The 16,726-nt window shown below is 61.6% G+C and carries 14 protein-coding genes; 12 read left to right on the top strand and 2 right to left on the bottom strand.

Translation table 11 applies throughout. The annotated features are described in order from the left end of the window. Positions 1–8: 8 nt before the first annotated feature. Genes lpxB through WG899_RS07845 form a run of 3 tightly spaced genes read left to right on the top strand, consistent with a single transcriptional unit; the run spans position 9 to position 2,534 of the window. A complete protein-coding gene (gene lpxB, locus WG899_RS07855; protein WP_339595068.1) occupies positions 9–1,157 on the top strand; it encodes a lipid-A-disaccharide synthase in 1,149 nt (382 codons plus the stop codon). Beyond that, entirely contained in the window at positions 1,126–1,755 is a 630-nt protein-coding gene (rnhB, locus tag WG899_RS07850; RefSeq protein ID WP_339595067.1) for a ribonuclease HII, read from the top strand. Before lpxB ends, rnhB begins: the two co-directional genes overlap by 32 nt. Then, positions 1,752–2,534, top strand: a complete 783-nt coding sequence (locus WG899_RS07845; protein WP_339595066.1) for a TrmH family RNA methyltransferase — start codon at positions 1,752–1,754, stop codon at positions 2,532–2,534. Before rnhB ends, WG899_RS07845 begins: the two co-directional genes overlap by 4 nt. Positions 2,535–2,542: 8 nt before the next feature. On the opposite strand, the gene ppsR is transcribed toward WG899_RS07845, so the two are convergent. Beyond that, a complete protein-coding gene (gene ppsR, locus WG899_RS07840) occupies positions 2,543–3,364 on the bottom strand; it encodes a posphoenolpyruvate synthetase regulatory kinase/phosphorylase PpsR (RefSeq protein ID WP_339595065.1) in 822 nt (273 codons plus the stop codon). 231 nt (positions 3,365–3,595) lie between these two features. Here ppsR and ppsA point away from each other — a divergent pair, with 231 nt between their 5' ends. From ppsA to WG899_RS07795, 9 genes are all read left to right on the top strand, one after another. Then, positions 3,596–6,004 (top strand): phosphoenolpyruvate synthase, encoded by a 2,409-nt coding sequence (gene ppsA / locus WG899_RS07835; RefSeq protein WP_339595064.1) that lies wholly within the window; start codon positions 3,596–3,598, stop codon positions 6,002–6,004. Between the two features lie 117 nt (positions 6,005–6,121). Continuing rightward, the gene (locus tag WG899_RS07830; protein ID WP_444718820.1) at positions 6,122–8,263 is read left to right on the top strand and encodes a sodium:solute symporter family protein; all 2,142 of its coding nucleotides are present in this window, start codon (positions 6,122–6,124) and stop codon (positions 8,261–8,263) included. Positions 8,264–8,441: 178 nt separating this feature from the next. Next, positions 8,442–8,804, top strand: a complete 363-nt coding sequence (gene rpsF / locus WG899_RS07825) for a 30S ribosomal protein S6 (RefSeq protein WP_339595063.1) — start codon at positions 8,442–8,444, stop codon at positions 8,802–8,804. Positions 8,805–8,911: 107 nt separating this feature from the next. Continuing rightward, complete coding sequence (priB, locus tag WG899_RS07820) at positions 8,912–9,226, top strand: primosomal replication protein N (protein WP_339595062.1); 315 nt, start codon at positions 8,912–8,914, stop codon at positions 9,224–9,226. 17 nt (positions 9,227–9,243) lie between these two features. Beyond that, positions 9,244–9,534 carry a 30S ribosomal protein S18 gene (rpsR, locus tag WG899_RS07815; protein ID WP_263531959.1) on the top strand — a complete coding sequence of 97 codons (291 nt, stop codon included), beginning with the start codon at positions 9,244–9,246 and terminating at the stop codon, positions 9,532–9,534. Positions 9,535–9,547: 13 nt separating this feature from the next. Beyond that, a complete protein-coding gene (gene rplI / locus WG899_RS07810) occupies positions 9,548–10,000 on the top strand; it encodes a 50S ribosomal protein L9 (protein WP_339595061.1) in 453 nt (150 codons plus the stop codon). 170 nt (positions 10,001–10,170) lie between these two features. Then, entirely contained in the window at positions 10,171–11,610 is a 1,440-nt protein-coding gene (dnaB, locus tag WG899_RS07805; RefSeq protein ID WP_263537035.1) for a replicative DNA helicase, read from the top strand. Positions 11,611–11,648: 38 nt separating this feature from the next. Then, the gene (locus tag WG899_RS07800) at positions 11,649–13,601 is read left to right on the top strand and encodes a 3'-5' exonuclease (RefSeq protein WP_339595060.1); all 1,953 of its coding nucleotides are present in this window, start codon (positions 11,649–11,651) and stop codon (positions 13,599–13,601) included. 112 nt (positions 13,602–13,713) lie between these two features. After that, positions 13,714–14,880: a PA0069 family radical SAM protein gene (locus WG899_RS07795; RefSeq protein WP_339595059.1), complete on the top strand. Its 1,167-nt coding sequence runs from the start codon at positions 13,714–13,716 to the stop codon at positions 14,878–14,880. 27 nt (positions 14,881–14,907) lie between these two features. Here the strand turns inward: WG899_RS07795 and WG899_RS07790 are convergent, their stop codons facing one another. Continuing rightward, complete coding sequence (locus WG899_RS07790; protein WP_339595058.1) at positions 14,908–16,530, bottom strand: response regulator; 1,623 nt, start codon at positions 16,528–16,530, stop codon at positions 14,908–14,910. Between the last annotated feature and the right edge of the window lie 196 nt (positions 16,531–16,726).

Here is a 16,726-nt window from a genome sequence, read left to right as displayed (position 1 = left end):
CCGCAGCGATGACCATGACCGCGCCGCGCTTTGGCATGGTGGCCGGCGAGGCCTCCGGTGATCTGTTGGCCAGCCTCTTGCTGGGCGGTATGCAGTCGCGCTGGCCGGAGTTGCGCGCACAGGGGATTGGCGGCCCCAAGATGATGAGCCAGGGCTTTGCGCCTTGGTGGCCGAGCGAGAAGTTGTCGGTGTTTGGTTATGTCGATGCCTTGCTGAATATCCGTGAGTTGCTGTCGATCCGCAAGCAATTGGGTAACCGTCTGCTGCAAGACAAGCCGGACGCTTTCATTGGCATCGACGCTCCTGACTTCAATTTTGGCCTCGAGCAGCGACTGCGCGAGGGCGGCATCAAGACGGTGCATTTCGTCTGTCCCTCGATCTGGGCCTGGCGGGCCGAGCGGGTCGAAAAGATCAAACGTTCTGCCGATCATGTCTTGTGCCTGTTCCCCTTTGAGCCGGAGTTGCTGCGTGCGCATGGCATTGGCGCCAGCTACTGCGGCCATCCCTTGGCCGATGCCATCCCCTTGACGCCGCCCAAAGCCCAGGCTCGCAGTGCGATTGGGCTGGCTGAGTCGGACGTGGTGGTGGCGCTCTTGCCCGGCAGCCGCCGCAGCGAGATCGGCTATATCGCCGAGCCTTTGTTGAAGGCCGCCGTCTTGATGGCCAAGGCCAGGCCGGACCTGCGCTTCGTGATGCCGATGGCGCCGGGTCTGCGTGAATTGATCGCGCCCTTGGTGGCCCGACATGCGCCAGACTTGGGTCTGCACTTGCTGGACGGCCGCTCTCACGAGGCCTTGGCGGCTTGCGATGTGACGCTGGTCGCCAGTGGCACCGCCACCCTGGAGGCGGCGCTGTTCAAGCGCCCGATGGTGATTGCCTACCGCATGCATGCGCTCAATTGGTGGCGCATGAAGGGACGCAATTACCAGCCTTGGGTGGGCTTGCCGAATGTGTTGGCGCGCGAGTTTTTGGTGCCTGAGTTGATCCAAGACGCGTGCACGCCCGAGGCACTGGCACGCGAAGGTTTGGCTTGGTTAGATGATGGCGCGCGCTATGCGCGCGTGCAGCAGGTCTTCGAGCAACAACACCATCTGCTGCGCTGTGACACTGCCCAGAAGGCTACCGATGCGATCGCGCAAGTCATTGGCCGCGCCTGAGCAACTCGGCCTGGCCTGGAATGTCAGCGGGCTGGTGGCGGGCGTGGATGAAGCCGGGCGAGGGCCCTTGGCAGGCCCAGTGGTGGCCGCAGCGGTGATTCTGGATGACGTCAATCCCATTGCCGGTCTGGCCGACTCCAAGGTCTTGACCGAGAAGAAGCGCGAGCGTCTGTTCGACGAAATCCGCGCCAAGGCCTTGTGTTGCTGCATCGCCGAGGCCAGCGTTGAAGAGATCGATGCTTTGAATATTTTGCAGGCCACCATGCTGGCGATGCGTCGTGCGGTGGAAGGGCTGCGCCTGAAGCCGAATCTGGTGCTGGTGGACGGTAATCGCTTGCCGGTCTTGAAGATTCCGGCCGAGGCCATCGTCAAGGGTGATGCCAAGGTGCAGGCGATCTCGGCGGCCTCCATCTTGGCCAAGGTGACGCGCGATCGGCAGTGCCTGACCATGCACGAGGCTCACCCTGAATACGGATTTGCCGGGCACAAGGGCTACCCCACGGCCGAGCATCTGGCCGCCTTGCGTCAGCATGGTGTGACCGCCTGGCACCGACGTACTTTTGGCCCGGTGCGTGAGATTTTGTTGGAGAAACTATGAGCCAGGTCATGCACATCACCTCGCGTGACAATCCGGCCTTGCAGCGGCTGCGCAAGCTGAGCCAGGACGGCGGCGCTTATCGCAAGCTGGGCTCGATCTGGCTAGAAGGCGATCACTTAGTGCGCGCCTGTCTGCAGCGTGGCTACCCGGTTACCTTGGCGGTGCTGACCGAGGCGGCCGCTGCCGACCCAGCGCTGCGAGCGCTGGCCGATGCGGCGCCGCGCCAATTGGTCGTGCCGACAGAATTGTTCAAGAGCATCAGCGGCCTGGAGTCGCCGGCGCAGATCGGCTTCGAGGTCCCGCATGACGCCGAGCAGCAGCTCAGCCCCATGGTGGACTCGGTAGTGCTCGATCGCCTGCAAGACGCCGGCAATGTGGGCACCATTTTGCGCAGCGCGGCGGCCATGGGCTTTCGTCAGGTCTTGGCCTTGAAGGGCACGGCGGCGCTATGGTCACCCAAAGTCTTGCGGGCCGGCATGGGCGCGCACTTTGGCCTGCGCTTGATCGAAGGCCTGGCGCCGGCCGATCTGGCCGCTTTGCAGGTGCCGATGGTGGCGACCAGCTCCTACGCCGAGGCGCAGCTGCACCAGCTCCTCCTGCCCAGCCCCTGTGCTTGGGTGATGGGGCACGAGGGGCAGGGCGTGCAAGCCGATCTGATGCAGCGCTGTGCCTTGACGGTGGGAATTCCTCAGCCGGGCGGTGAGGAGTCGCTCAATGTGGGCAGCGCCGCGGCGATTTGCCTTTATGAGTCGGCGCGGCAGCGCCTGCTGCCGCCCTGAGCCGTCACTCAGTAAATCAAACGATCCGGTCGCAGGTCGCGCAGGATGGTGGTGGCGATCTCTTCGATTGACTTGTGCGTGGATGACAGCCAAGAAATGCCGTCGCGCTTCATCATCATTTCGGCCTCGTTGACCTCGTAACGGCAGTTCATCAGATCGGCGTATTTGCTGCCGGGTCGGCGCTCGTTGCGAATCTGGCTGAGGCGTTCCGGGTCAATGGTCAAGCCGAAGCATTTGCGTTTGTGGGGCGCTAGCGTGTCAGGCAAGCGCCCGCGCTCAAAGTCCTCGGGGATCAGCGGATAGTTGGCCGCCTTGATGCCGTGTTGCAGCGCTAAGTAGAGTGAGGTGGGCGTCTTGCCGCTGCGCGACACGCCGACCAAGATCACATCGGCCACGTCCAAATTCTTGGCCGACTGACCGTCGTCATGGGCAAGTGAGAAATTGATCGCCTCAATGCGGTCGTGGTACTCCTGGCTGCGCGCCACATCCGAAAAGCGCCCGACCCGGTGGTTGGACTTGACCTCGAACTCTTCTTCCAGTGGCTCGATGAAGGTGCCGAACATATCGAGAACCCGCGCCTGGCAATGGTCGCGCACGATCTTCAGCACATCACGATCCACCAAAGTGGCGAAGACGATGGCACGCTTGCCTTCGCGCTCGCCGGTCTCGTTGATCTCGCGCACCACGGCATAAGCCTTCTCGGGCGTATCAACGAAAGGGCGGCGCACATGGCGCGGCTTGTTGGGGAATTGGGCCAGGATCGAGTTACCGAAGGTTTCGGCGGTGATCCCGGTGCCGTCCGAGACAAAGTACACGGTGCGATGGGGCATGGTTGAGTCGCTCTAGAGTCTTTGTTCATCATACGGCGATGTAACCCGTAGAATCCCTCGCAATCAACCGCCAGCCGTCATGCGCAGTTTTCAAACACTCAAGCCCGGGCTAGAACAAGAATGCAGAATTCTTGGGCTGAGTGACTGTGTGGACGACACGGGCAGCGCACGAGCCGAGACTCCAGGTGCTGCGGCGGGACTCAGGAATTTTCAACATCACGGAGTATTCCCATGTCCACACGCTTTGAGCCGACCGCCCTGGTCGTTCCCTTTGAGAATCTGAGGATGAGCGACGTCGAGGTCGTTGGCGGTAAGAACGCCAGCCTCGGCGAAATGATCTCGGAGCTTTCAAGTTCTGGCGTTCGCGTGCCGGGTGGTTTTGCCACCACAGCGCATGCTTTCCGCGAGTTCCTCAAGCACGAGGGCCTGGACAAGCGCATCGAAGCGCGCCTGGCCACCCTAAACACCGACGATGTGCGCGCTTTGGCCGAGGCCGGTGCTGAAATCCGCGGCTGGCTGGAGGCGCAGCCTTTCCCGGCCGATTTGGAAGCGCAGATTCGCAACTCATTCGCACAACTGACCGCCGACAACCCGGGCGTGTCCTTCGCCGTGCGTTCCTCGGCCACGGCCGAAGACTTGCCCGACGCGTCCTTCGCCGGCCAGCAAGAAACCTTCCTGAATGTGATCGGCATTGAAGAAGTGCTGCACAAGATGAAGGAGGTGTTCGCCTCCCTCTACAACGACCGAGCCATCAGCTACCGCGTGCACAAGGGCTTTGCCCACGCCGATGTGGCGCTGAGCGCCGGCGTGCAGCGCATGGTACGCTCCGACCTGGGCTCGGCCGGCGTCATGTTTACCATCGACACCGAGTCCGGCTTCAAGGATGTGGTCTTCATCACCTCCAGCTACGGCCTGGGCGAAACGGTGGTGCAGGGCGCCGTCAATCCCGACGAGTTCTATGTGCACAAGCCGGCGCTGGAGAAGGGGCGCCTGCCCATCATCCGACGTAACTTGGGTTCCAAGCTGATCCGCATGGAATTCGCCACGCCGGAAGAAAAGGCGGCCTCGGGCCGCCTGGTCAAGACCGTGGATACCGCGCCGGAGGCGCGCAACCGCTATTCGCTGGCCGATGCCGAAGTCATCGAATTGGCGCGTTATGCCCTGATCATCGAGAAGCACTATGGCCGCGCCATGGACATCGAATGGGGTCGTGACGGTGTCGATGGTCAGATCTATATCCTGCAGGCCCGCCCGGAGACGGTGAAGAGCCAGGCCGAAGGCCAGGTCGAACACAGCTACAAGCTCAAGGGCCACAGTGCCGTGCTGGCCGAAGGCCGCGCCATCGGCCAAAAGATCGGTACCGGCCCGGTGCGCTTGGTTTCCCACATCAGCGAGATGGACCGCGTTCAGCCCGGCGATGTGCTGGTGACCGACATGACCGACCCGAACTGGGAGCCGGTGATGAAGCGGGCCTCGGCCATCGTCACCAACCGCGGCGGCCGTACCTGCCACGCGGCCATCATTGCACGCGAGCTGGGTATTCCGGCGGTGGTCGGTTGTGGTGATGCCACTGAGAAGCTGAAGGATGGCCAACTGGTCACCGTGGTCTGCTCCGAAGGCGACACCGGCTTCATCTACGACGGCTTGCTCGAAACCGAGATCAGCGAGGTGCATCAAGGCGAATTGCCGTACTGCCCGATCAAGATCATGATGAACGTCGGCAATCCGCAGTTGGCTTTCAACTTTGCGCAGATGCCGGGTGCCGGCGTTGGATTGGCTCGCCTCGAGTTCATCATCAACAACAATATCGGCGTCCACCCCAAGGCCATCCTCGACTATCCGAATATCGATGCGGATCTGAAGAAGGCGGTCGAGTCGGTGGCGCGTGGCCATGCCTCGCCGCGTGCCTTCTATGTGGACAAGCTGGTGGAAGGCGTGGCGACGATCGCCGCGGCATTCTTCCCGCGTCCGGTGATCGTGCGTCTGTCGGACTTCAAGAGCAATGAGTACCGCAAGCTGATCGGTGGCTCGCGCTATGAGCCCGATGAAGAGAACCCGATGCTGGGTTTCCGTGGCGCTTCGCGTTACATCAGCGGTGAGTTCTCGGATGCCTTTGCCATGGAGTGCGAGGCTCTGAAGCGCGTGCGCAACGACATGGGCCTGACCAACGTCGAGATCATGGTGCCCTTCGTGCGTACCGTGCGCCAGGCCGAACGTGTCGTCGCCATGCTGGCCGAGCGCGGCTTGAAGCGCGCGGCCGCCGGTGGACAAGACGGTTTGCGCGTCATCATGATGTGCGAAGTGCCCAGCAACGCGATCTTGGCCGACCAGTTCCTGGAGCATTTCGACGGCATGTCGATCGGCTCCAACGACCTGACTCAGCTGACCCTGGGTCTGGATCGGGATTCGGGCCTGGAGCAGTTGGCGGGCGACTTCGATGAGCGCGACCCGGCCGTCAAGGCCTTGATCTCGCGCGCCATCACGGCTTGCCGCGCCACCGGCAAGTACATCGGTATCTGCGGCCAAGGCCCCAGCGATCATCCGGATTTCGCCGAATGGTTGGCGGGTGAGGGCATTGTGTCGATTTCGCTGAATCCTGATTCGGTGATCGCAACATGGCAGCGTCTCGCCAAGCGTTGAGTCTGGCGCCAACATAGGCGCCAAGCGCCTGAACCCCAAACGGCCCGTCAGGGCCGTTTTTTTATGGCCGGTGCGGATGCGGGTTCCTTGCTATCGACAGCGAGCAGCTCGCCTCGCATGATGCTGGGCTGGCCTTTGTCCATCGATATGACCCCGTCACCGCAAGCATCCAGTGGCGCCCGCCGTGGCACCACTCTGAACAGCCGTCTTCAACGAATTTACGCCTGGTACACCTTGGGCTTTGTGCTGTTCGTTTTGTTGCTGGCGGCCCTGGAGCAGTGGGGCTTGGCCAAGAACTGGATCGGCTTCTCATTCATGGCCGCCACGGTCAGCATCTACGCGGCCATTGGCCTGTTGTGCCGTACCACCGATGCCGAGGAGTACTACGTGGCCGGCCGCCGCGTACCCGCCATGTTCAACGGCATGGCGGCCGGCGCGGACTGGATGAGCGCCGCGTCCTTCCTCGGGTTGGCGGGCACGCTTTACCTCAGTGGCTATGGTGGCCTTGCCTTTGTGCTGGGCTGGACCGGTGGCTTTGTGTTGGTGGCGCTGTGTTTGGCGCCGTTTCTGCGCAAGTCCGGCCAGTTCACGATCCCGGATTTTCTGGGCGCGCGCTATGGCGGCATGGCGCCGCGTTTGATCGGGGCCTTCGCCGCTGTGCTGGTGTCCTTCATCTATGTGGTGGCGCAGATCTATGGAGTGGGGCTGATCACCGCGAGGCTGACTGGCCTGGGTTTTGAGATCGGCGTGTTCGTCGGTCTCGGCGGCGTCTTGGTGTGTTCATTCCTGGGGGGCATGCGGGCGGTGACCTGGACTCAAGTGGCGCAGTACATCGTTCTGGTGATTGCCTATTTGGTCCCGGTGGCTTGGTTGAGCATGAAGCAGACCGGCATGCCCTTGCCGCAGTTGGTCTATGGTCATCAGTTGGCCAAGCTGAGCGAGCGTGAGCAGCAGTTGATCAAGGATCCGCTGGAGTTGCAGGTTCGGGAGGTGTTTCAACAGCGCGCCGCGGTGTTTGAGGCCAAGCTCCGCGATGTGCCCGAATCGCTTGCACTTGAGCGAGGCCAGGCGGCCCGGCAGGTTGCGGCGCTGAAGGCCGATGACGCGCCTTTGGCAGAGATTCAGACGGCCGAAAAGCGCCAAGCGAGTTTGCCGCGCACGCCGGCGGAAGCGGGCGAGCAATGGCGCAGGGCCCAAATCGCCAACGAGGCGCGGGCGCAGCCCTTGGCAGGGATGCCGCCACATGCGCAGCAATTCGCCGGTGACCCTGACGGCACGCCGGCCCAGCGCAGGCAGTTTGATGAGTCGCGGCGGAATTTCATCGCCCTGGTGTTCTGCCTGATGGTGGGTACCGCCGGCCTGCCGCATTTGCTGACCCGCTACTACACCACGCCCACGGTTGGTGAGGCGCGCGAATCGGTCGGCTGGTCCTTGTTCTTCATCGCCTTGCTGTACTTCACCGCGCCGGCCTTGGCGGTGATGGTCAAGTACGAGGTGTTTACGCAATTGGTGGGCACGCCGATCGAGCAGTTGCCCAGTTGGATTTCGCAATGGGCGCGGCTCGATCCGGGCCTGCTGTCCATCAGCGATGTGAATGGTGACGGCGTGCTGCAACTGGGCGAGTTGCGCATCAGCAGCGACATCATCATGCTGGTCACGCCTGAGTTGGCGGGCCTGCCCTATGTGGTGTCGGGAATGGTGGCGGCCGGTGGCTTGGCTGCGGCCTTGTCCACGGCCGATGGTTTGCTGCTGACGATATCGGCCGCACTTTCACATGATGTGTATTACCGGTTGCTGAGCCCGCGGGCTTCGATGACCCGTCGGGTGACCCTGTCCAAGGCCTTGTTGCTGGCCACGGCCTTGGCGGCGGCGGCCGTGGCGGCGCACCGGCCGGCAGACATTCTTTATCTGGTGGCTGCTGCCTTCTCGGTGGCGGGGGCGGCCTTTTTCCCGGCCTTGCTGTTGGGGGTGTTTTGGCGGCGGGCCAATCGTTGGGGTGCGGTCGCTGGCATGTTGACCGGTCTGGCTGTGAGCATCTTTTATTTGGTGACCGCCAACCCGTCTTTGCGTGCGGCCTTTGGTATCCCAGGCGAGGCTCAGCTTTGGTGGGGCATTCAATCAAGCTCGGCCGGCGTGTTTGGTGTTCCGGCTGGCTTTTTGGCGCTGATCGTGGTCAGTTGGCTGACCCCGCCGCCAGCACCGGCCGAGGCCGCGATGCTCGGCCGACTGCGCAGCCCTTCCGCCGCGGCAAAGGCTTGATTCAGGCTGTTCTTGAAAGTTTCCGGCCCGGGTCTAGGAGGAAATCGGAACTTGCGCTAGAATCGCGGGTTCCCCCTTGCCGTGACCACGTGTAGACGCTGTGGCACGGCTTCCTCAGCGGTTGGCTGGGCTGTTCAATGGAGACGGCTCGGCTCGCTGGAATCCACAAGGAGTATTTATGCGTCACTATGAAATCGTTCTGCTGATCCATCCGGATCAAAGCGAACAAGTTCCGGCCATGCTGGAGCGTTACAAGAGCCTGATCACCACCGGTGGCGGCACTGTGCACCGCGTCGAAGATTGGGGTCGCCGTCAAATGGCTTACCTGATCCAGAAGCTGGCCAAGGCCCACTATCTGTGCGTGAACATCGAGTGCAGCAAGGAAACCCTGGTTGAGCTCGAGACCGGCTTCCGCTTCAATGACGCCGTGTTGCGTCACCTGACTGTGCTGAAGTCCAAGGCTGAAACCACCCCTTCGGTGATGATGAAGTCTGTGGATCGCGAAGACGCTCGCAAGGCGCCTCAGGTCGCGGCAGCCTAATTCAGCTTTCAAAGCTGAGTTGGCTAAAGCCTGGTGTTTGAATCGGTATTGAAGAAAAGTAAGGCCTGCTCCGAGTCATTCGCAGGCAAGCATTGGTGGGTTCTTCGGTGAATCAACTGATCTTGCAAGCGAGTCTGCAGGAGTTGGGACTTGTCAGATACACACCGGCCGGATTGATGGCCCTGGACTGTTGCTTGAAACATGAGTCCCAGGTGCAAGAAGCCGGCAGACCCCGCAAGGTTTCCATGGAAATCAAAGCGGTGGCGATTGGTGAAATCGGCAAGCGCCTGCAGGCCTTGGGTGTTGGCGGATCGGCTTGTTTCTCAGGCTTCCTCAGCGCTCAAAAAGCGGGGCGTGGAACGGTTTTCCACATCACCTCGATCAATACCAGCCAGACGCCGAATTGTTCGAATCCGGATTAAATTAAAGAGGTCACACGATGGCACCACCACGTGGAAAAGGTCGCTTCTCTAAAGACAAGAAGCCCAAGCGCAATACCCAATCATTGCTGTTCCGTCGCAAGCGTTTCTGCCGCTTCACCGTTACCGGTGTTGAGCAGATCGACTACAAGGACATCGACACGCTGCGCGATTTCGTCGGCGAAAACGGCAAGATCACGCCCGCTCGCCTGACCGGCACGCGCGCATTCTTCCAGCGTCAGCTGACTGTGGCGATCAAGCGTGCTCGCTTCCTGGCCATGCTGCCGTACAGCGATCAGCACAAGGTCTGAGGAGTAGCCAACCATGCAAATTATTCTGCTTGAAAAAGTGGCCAACCTCGGCAACCTGGGCGATGTCGTCACGGTTAAGAACGGTTATGCCCGCAACTTCCTGATCCCGACTCGCCAGGCACGTCGTGCCACCGAAGCGGCTATCAAGGAATTCGAAGCCCGCCGTGCTGAGTTGGAAAAGGCTGCCGCTGAAAAGCTGGCTGCTGCTCAAACTCTGGGCGAGAGCCTGACTGGCAAGACCGTGCGCATCAGCCAAAAGGCTGGCGTGGACGGCCGCCTGTTCGGTTCCGTCACCAACGCTGACGTGGCTGACGCCCTGAGCAAGCTGGGCTTCGCCATCACCAAGACCCAAGTGCGTATGCCTCTGGGCCCCTTGAAGGCGGTTGGCGAGTTCTCCGTGAACGTTGCCCCCCACACCGATGTGGTCGTGGAAATCAGCGTGCAAGTGGTTCGCGAGAACGACTAAGCGCTGCGCATTGAACTGACCTGCAAGGGTCAGCCAATAGAAAAGCCGACGCTGTCAAAGCCGTCGGCTTTTTGCGTTTCTGGGGATGATGTTATACAGAGGCATCCCCCGCCTTTCCACAGACTTGTCCACAGCTCCTGCCAGCGAACCCGTCCAGGGCAACACCATCCATGAGCGCAACTTTCTCCTCCACGCCTCTCCCGGGCTCTTCCATCGGCGCTGACCGTCGCGACGATGAGGTGGCGCGTCTGCGCGTACCGCCGCATTCGATCGAGGCCGAGCAAAGCGTGCTGGGCGGGCTCTTGATCGACAACTCGGCCTGGGACCGTGCCGGCGACTTGTTGACCGAATCGGACTTCTATCGCTTCGAGCACAAGCTGATCTTCGTGGCGGTGGGCAAGCTGATCAATGCCGGCAAGCCGGCCGACGTGGTGACCGTCTTCGAAGAGCTCACATCTCTGGGCAAGGCCGAGGAATGCGGTGGACTGGCCTATTTGAATGCCTTGGCGCAGAGCGTGCCCAGTGCCGCCAATCTGCGCCGTTATGCCGAGATCGTGCGCGAGCGCGCCGTGCTGCGCAAGCTGGTGACGGCCAGTGATGAGATCGCCAGCGCTGCGATGAACCCGCAGGGCAAGGCGGTGAAGGAAATCGTTGACGAGGCCGAAGGCAAGATCTTCCGCATCAACGAAGAAGGCAACCGCGGCGGCCAGGGGTTCCACAGCATGGACAACCTGGTGGTGGCGTTGATCGACCGCGTCAATGAGTTGGCCGAGAACGGCGCCGAAGACGTCACCGGCGTGCGTACCGGCTTTTACGATCTGGACAATATGACCGCCGGTCTACAGCCCGGCGACTTGATCATCTTGGCCGCGCGCCCCTCCATGGGCAAAACCGCGTTTGTGGTCAATATCGGTGAGAACGTGGCCATCAACGAAGGCCTGCCGGTCGTCATCTACTCGATGGAAATGGGCGCGGCTCAGTTGGCGCTGCGTATGGTGGGCTCGGTCGGTCGCATCGACCAGAGCCGCTTGCGTCTGGGCCGCTTGGCAGATGATGAATGGGGCCGTTTGTCCGAAGCGGTCGACAAGCTCGGCAAGGCGGCCATTTATATCGATGAGAGCCCCGGCCTTTCGCCCAGTGAGGTGCGCGCTCGCGCCCGTCGCCAGGCCCGTATCAGCGGCCAGTTGGGTCTCATCATCATCGACTACCTGCAGCTGATGAGCGGCAATGGTGGGAATGAAGAAAACCGTGCGACCGTGATTGGTGAAATCTCGCGCGGCTTGAAGGCGCTGGCCAAAGAGTTGAAGTGCCCGGTGATTGCGCTGTCGCAGCTGAACCGTTCGGTGGAAACACGGCCGGACAAGCGGCCGATGATGTCCGACTTGCGGGAGTCCGGCGCCATTGAGCAGGATGCCGACATCATCATGTTCATCTACCGCGACGAGTACTACACCAAGGAAGAGTGCAAGGAGCCGGGTGTTGCCGAGATCATCATCGCCAAGCAGCGTAACGGCCCGGTCGGCACGGTCAAGCTGGCCTTCCAGCGCATGCACACCAAGTTTGAGAACCTGGCGCCGGGCTATGTTGGCCCTGGTGGCGACGAGTACTGATTGCTGGTTTTTCTCGCCTCAGTTACTTGAGACTGCCGATGTCCGATCCGATTTTTGCCCCGAGCAGCTTCCGCCCGACGGACGAGCAAGTCACCATCCAGACGACGCGGGCTCGGCATGTGTTGATCGAGGCCAATGCCGGCGCCGCCAAGACCACGACCCTGGCCTTGCGCATCGCGCAGGCGCTGCAGCGCGGCGCACAGCCGGCCATGATTCTGGCGCTGACCTATACCGAGCCTGCCGTGCAGGCTTTGCGTCAGCAGCTGCGCTTTGTCGGCGTCTATGTAGAGCAGCTTCAAGAGATCCGCATCCACACCTTTGAGTCCTTCAGTGCGTGGCTGCTGGGGGCTATAGAGGGCGATGGCGTCTTGCAATTGCGCTCGGAAGAGCAGGTCAAGCCCTATGTGCTGCGGGCGATCGAGCGGGCCCAGACCTTGCCCCAAGAGCGCTATCCCGATGAGCTGTTGATTGGCGCTGCACCGACAGCCATGGTCGAGGGGCTGCTGCAGTCTTTTGCCGTGCTCAAAGGCCGCATGCTGATCGAGCAGTTGACGGCCGAGGCGCCGATGAGCCCGGACTTGGCCGAGGACTTGGGCTTTGATTACCTGACGCTGCGGGTGCGCAGCGCCTATGAGTTCATTCGCCGCGGCGGCCACCCCGATCGACCGGCCTTTCGATTTGAAGGCGATGCCACCTACGATCTGGCGCGCGCGCTCAGCGCGGAAGAGGGAGAGCTCGACAGCGGGTGCCTGGCACTGGGCCTGGCCCTGGTCGTCGTCGATGAAATGCACGACACCAACCGGGCCATGTTCACCGTGTTGAAGGGCTTGCTGGATCAGAACCGGCGCGCGGCTTTTGTCGGCGTAGGGGACCGCGATCAGGTGATTCACTCGCAGGCCGGCGCCGAGGCGGCCTTTATGCATGCCAGCTTCACCCAGGAAGTGGGCCAGCCAATTCGCCTGCCTTTGACGGCCAGCCATCGCTTTGGGCCCCAGTTGGCGCAAGCCGCAGGCGCGCTGGCCGGCGGCAAGCCTTACGCCGCTTTTCAGCAGCGTGAAACCGAAATCCGCAAACTGAGCTGCGAGTCACACCGCATCATGGCCCGCTTGGTGGCGGAAACGGCCCGCGACCATTTGCAGCAAAAAGAGCTGCATGAGTTGCGCATCTTGCTGCGGCAACCCGCTCATTCGATCTTGATCGAAAGCGAGCTGCTCAAACGGGGTGTGGGCTATCGGGTGGAGGGCTTTCAGCCCTTCCTGCGTCGGCCTGAAGTGCTGCTGGTGCGCGGGCTCTACGCCTTCTGTTTCGATGACTTCAGCGGCTTCGCGTCCAAAGTGCTGCGCGCCGAGACTTTGGCCGCGATGATGCAGTTTGCCGGTGCCTTGATCGACAGCACCGAGTTACGACACCTCGACGCTGTGACTGCACAGCGGCGGGCCATCGAGGAGGCTTGCGCGCACCCGGATGGCATGCGGGACTTCATCGAGGGTCAGGTCTTGCGCAACGCCTCCGGCGTGGCCTTGCCCAGGCTGCGCGCCGCAATGGCGCTGTTCAAGTCACAAGACCTGCACAGTTTTTCGGAAGGTTTTCTGAAAGCGTTGGATCCGGTGGGGCTCGCCGGCGCTGTGTTGGTGCGGCAGGCCGATATTCATCAGGTGCGCGACAACATTGCGCAGTTGGTGCAGGTGGTGGCCGGCGAAGACGAGGGCTTGGATGCGGGCTTCCGGCTGCTGCAAAAGTTGCAGGAGGGGCAGTCGCGCATGCAGGCCAATCAGCGCGTCACCCTGTCCAGCATCGAAGCCGCCAAGGGCCTGGAATTCGATCATGTGCTGATTCCGCATCTGTCTCGTGGCGAGTTCGTCGGCGAAGTGAGCGCAGCCGAGAATCGCAATCTCCTGTATGTCGCGATGACCCGGGCGCGGCAGCGTCTGACCTTGGCCTTCGATCCAGCCAAGCCCTCACGTTTTCTGCATGAGGCGGGGCTGCTTTAAGCACTTTAGCGCCCTAGCGGTTTAGCTCTTTAGCCGCTGACCCGCCGGCATCGCCTCGTCAATTCAGCGATGCGCCCTGGCAATGGAGATGAATACTGTATACATTAACAGTATGTCATTCAAGCCGAGCACCAACCGCAATCCAAGCCAAGCGCAGCCGCTGTATGTTGACGCGGCGACGCTGAAGGGACGGGGTAGCGCTTGGGCGATTGCACACCGCTTCCAGGCTGAGCAGCGCGAGCAGTACGACGACGGTTGGGGCTCTTTGGAGCAAGAGGCGCAGCAGGAGTACTGCCCGCCCAGTACTCAAATCATCGAAGAGCAGGCCGGCCGCATTCTCAGCAGCAATCAATCGCCGGACATCAACTTTGATCTGTCTATCAACCCTTATCGCGGTTGTGAGCACGGGTGCATTTATTGCTTTGCCAGGCCGACCCATAGCTACCTCAATCTGTCGCCGGGGCTCGACTTCGAGACCCGCATCATTGTCAAGGTGAATGCGGCCGAGCGTTTGCGTGCCGCCTTTGCGAATCCACGTTACCAGCCGCAATTGCTATGTCTGGGCACCGCCACCGATGCCTATCAGCCTGTCGAGCGCAAGCTGGCCATCACCCGCGCTTTGATCGAGGTGCTGAGCGCACATGCTCACCCCTTTTCCATCGTGACCAAGTCGGCCGGCATTCTGCGCGATCTGGATTTGTTGGCGCCCATGGCCGCACAGAGCCTGGTGGCCGTCTATGTGTCGGTCACCACGCTGGATGCGGAGTTGGCGCGTCGATTGGAGCCGCGTGCCGCTTCCCCTCTGCGGCGTTTGCAAACGATCAAGGCGCTGGCCGACGCGGGCATCCCGGTGGGGGTGAGTGTTTCGCCCCTGATCCCGTTTTTGAATGAGCCAGAGTTGGAGCAAATCCTGGAGGCCGCCGCAGCGGCCGGCGCGCGTGCCGCTTTCAGCATTCCCTTGCGCCTGCCCTGGGAGGTCAACCCCTTGTTTCAAGACTGGCTACAAAAGCATGTGCCCGAGCGGGCCTCCCGCATCATGGCCAGGCTTCGCGATATGCGCGGCGGTCGAGACAATGATGCGCGCTTCAATACGCGCATGAAGGGTGAGGGTTTGTGGGCCGAATTGAACCGCCAGCGCATGCTCAAGGCCTGCGCAAGGCTGGGCCTTTCGCGTGAGCGAATGGATTTGGATCTGGGGCGTTTTCAGCGGCCCGCTGCTTCGGGCGCCCAGGAACAGCCGGCGCAGTCAGCGCTGTCGCGCCAGATTGAGTTGTTCTGAAAAGGCCGCGTACCGTGTGGGCGTGCGTCAGACACGCAAGGCCATGCCGCCCGCCGCCCGGTTGCGGTTGATGGTCGCCCCAAGCGGCAAGATGTAGCGGTTTTGCAGCTGGGTGATTTGCTCCGTCAACTGCTCGGCGTCGTCAATTTTGTCGGTGTGCCGCTTGAGCACCAGGCTGGCCATATCGATCAGCTTGGCGTTGCGGGTGGCTCCACCCTGTTGAATCAGCAGTTCAACGCCGGTGCGCGCCGTGCCTCGCATCGAGTGGCGCATCGCCGTTTCGGCGATTCCGAAGATGCGCGCATGGCAGTTACGTAACTCTTCCGCCACCGCCTCGTTGCCTTCACTCATGGCAATCAGTACCTCGGTGCTGGACTTGGTGGTGCAAAAGCGCAGGCCGATTTGACTGACCATCTGGCCCATCTCTTCCAGCTCGATCATGGCCGCCAGCCGCACCCAGACCGCCAGCAAAAGGCTGGCCGCCTCGAAGTCAAAGTCTTCCTGATCCATCGCCTGGCGGCTGAACTCACGGGTCAGCTCCAAGCCATCGGCGACCCGTTTGTCTGCCATATAGCGCAGGCCCTGCAGCACTTTGTCGAAGCGCTGCAAGCGCTTGGAGTTGGGGTGGCGATCCAACTCGTTCATCATGGCGTCTTGGGCGTACTTCAGGCCCTTGCTGTCCTTGTTGTCGAAGCGCATTAAGGCGATCAAGATCAGGCTCAGCATGTCAAAAAGCTTGGAGCGCAGGCCTTGCGCCATCGCCCTCTCCAGCATCTTCAGCGCCTCCGCGCGCTGGCCGGCGTAAAAGGCCAGGCTGCCTGCGCGTTGCGCGCGCAACAAGCAACCCGGCGTCAGGTTGACGGCGGTCCGATAGGTGGCCAAGGCGGCTTCAATCTCACCTTGTTCCATTTGCACGCGACCCATCACGTCGTAGGAGTCGGCGTGGTCGGGGATCTCGCCGATCAAGGTCTCCAGCGTGCGGCGGGCGGCGGTCACATTGCCGGCACCTAGCTCAGTGCGTGCCACGCCCAAGCGAGCCCAGGGCACGGTTTTGGCTTCGATGATGGCGTCGTAGAGTTTGCGGGCGTCTTCGAATCGGTTCAAGCGCAGCAGCAACTCGGCGCCGATGCGCGCCGCGTAAAGCCAAAACTGGGCGCGTGCTTCAAATCGCTTCAGGCAATGCCCTGCGGCGGTTTCGAAGTCCTGCCGTTCGATGGCTTCAAAAATGTCCTTTAGCACCCGCTTGCGGTGCCTTGCGCTGGCTAGGCGGTCGGCCAGCGAGGTGGTGGTGTAGGGCTTGACGAGATAGGCGTCGAGGGCGGCCTCGGCGGCCTCGGCCACCTTGGCGTAGGACGCCTCACCGGTAACCATGACGAAGACGGTGGAGTAGGGCAGCAGTTGTTCCCGGCGCAACTCGTCCAGCAGGTCTTGGCCAGACATCTCGGTACCGTCGAAGTGGTAGTCGCACAGCACGATGTCGTAGGCCTTGTGCTCCAAGATCACCCGGGCATCGTTGATCCGCGTGGCCTGGCGGACATGAGCCACGCCAAGGTCGCGCAGTTGCGCTGCCATCAAGCTGCGCGAGGTGGCATTGCTGTCAATGACGAGCGCGCAGGCTTGCTGGATCTCACTGTCCATCATCGTCGCCATCGCCACTCCAAACTGGGTCCTGTCATTTCTCGCCGGGGTACAAGGGGCTGAGGGCTGTTCTACACCCGCTTATCGGCCATGGTGCGACAAAGCTTTAACTTGTGCATGGCAAGTGTTTGATTCATGCCGAAAAAACGTGAAAAAAGGCGCCAAAACCCGGAGGTTTGTGGCGCCTTTTGAGGGAGCGAGCGACTGA

The sequence above is a fragment of the Paucibacter hankyongi genome, from assembly GCF_037482915.1.
Lineage (GTDB): Bacteria > Pseudomonadota > Gammaproteobacteria > Burkholderiales > Burkholderiaceae_C > Paucibacter_A > Paucibacter_A hankyongi.
Note: the sequence above shows the minus strand (reverse complement) of the source record. Positions and strands in the feature narration are given on the sequence as shown.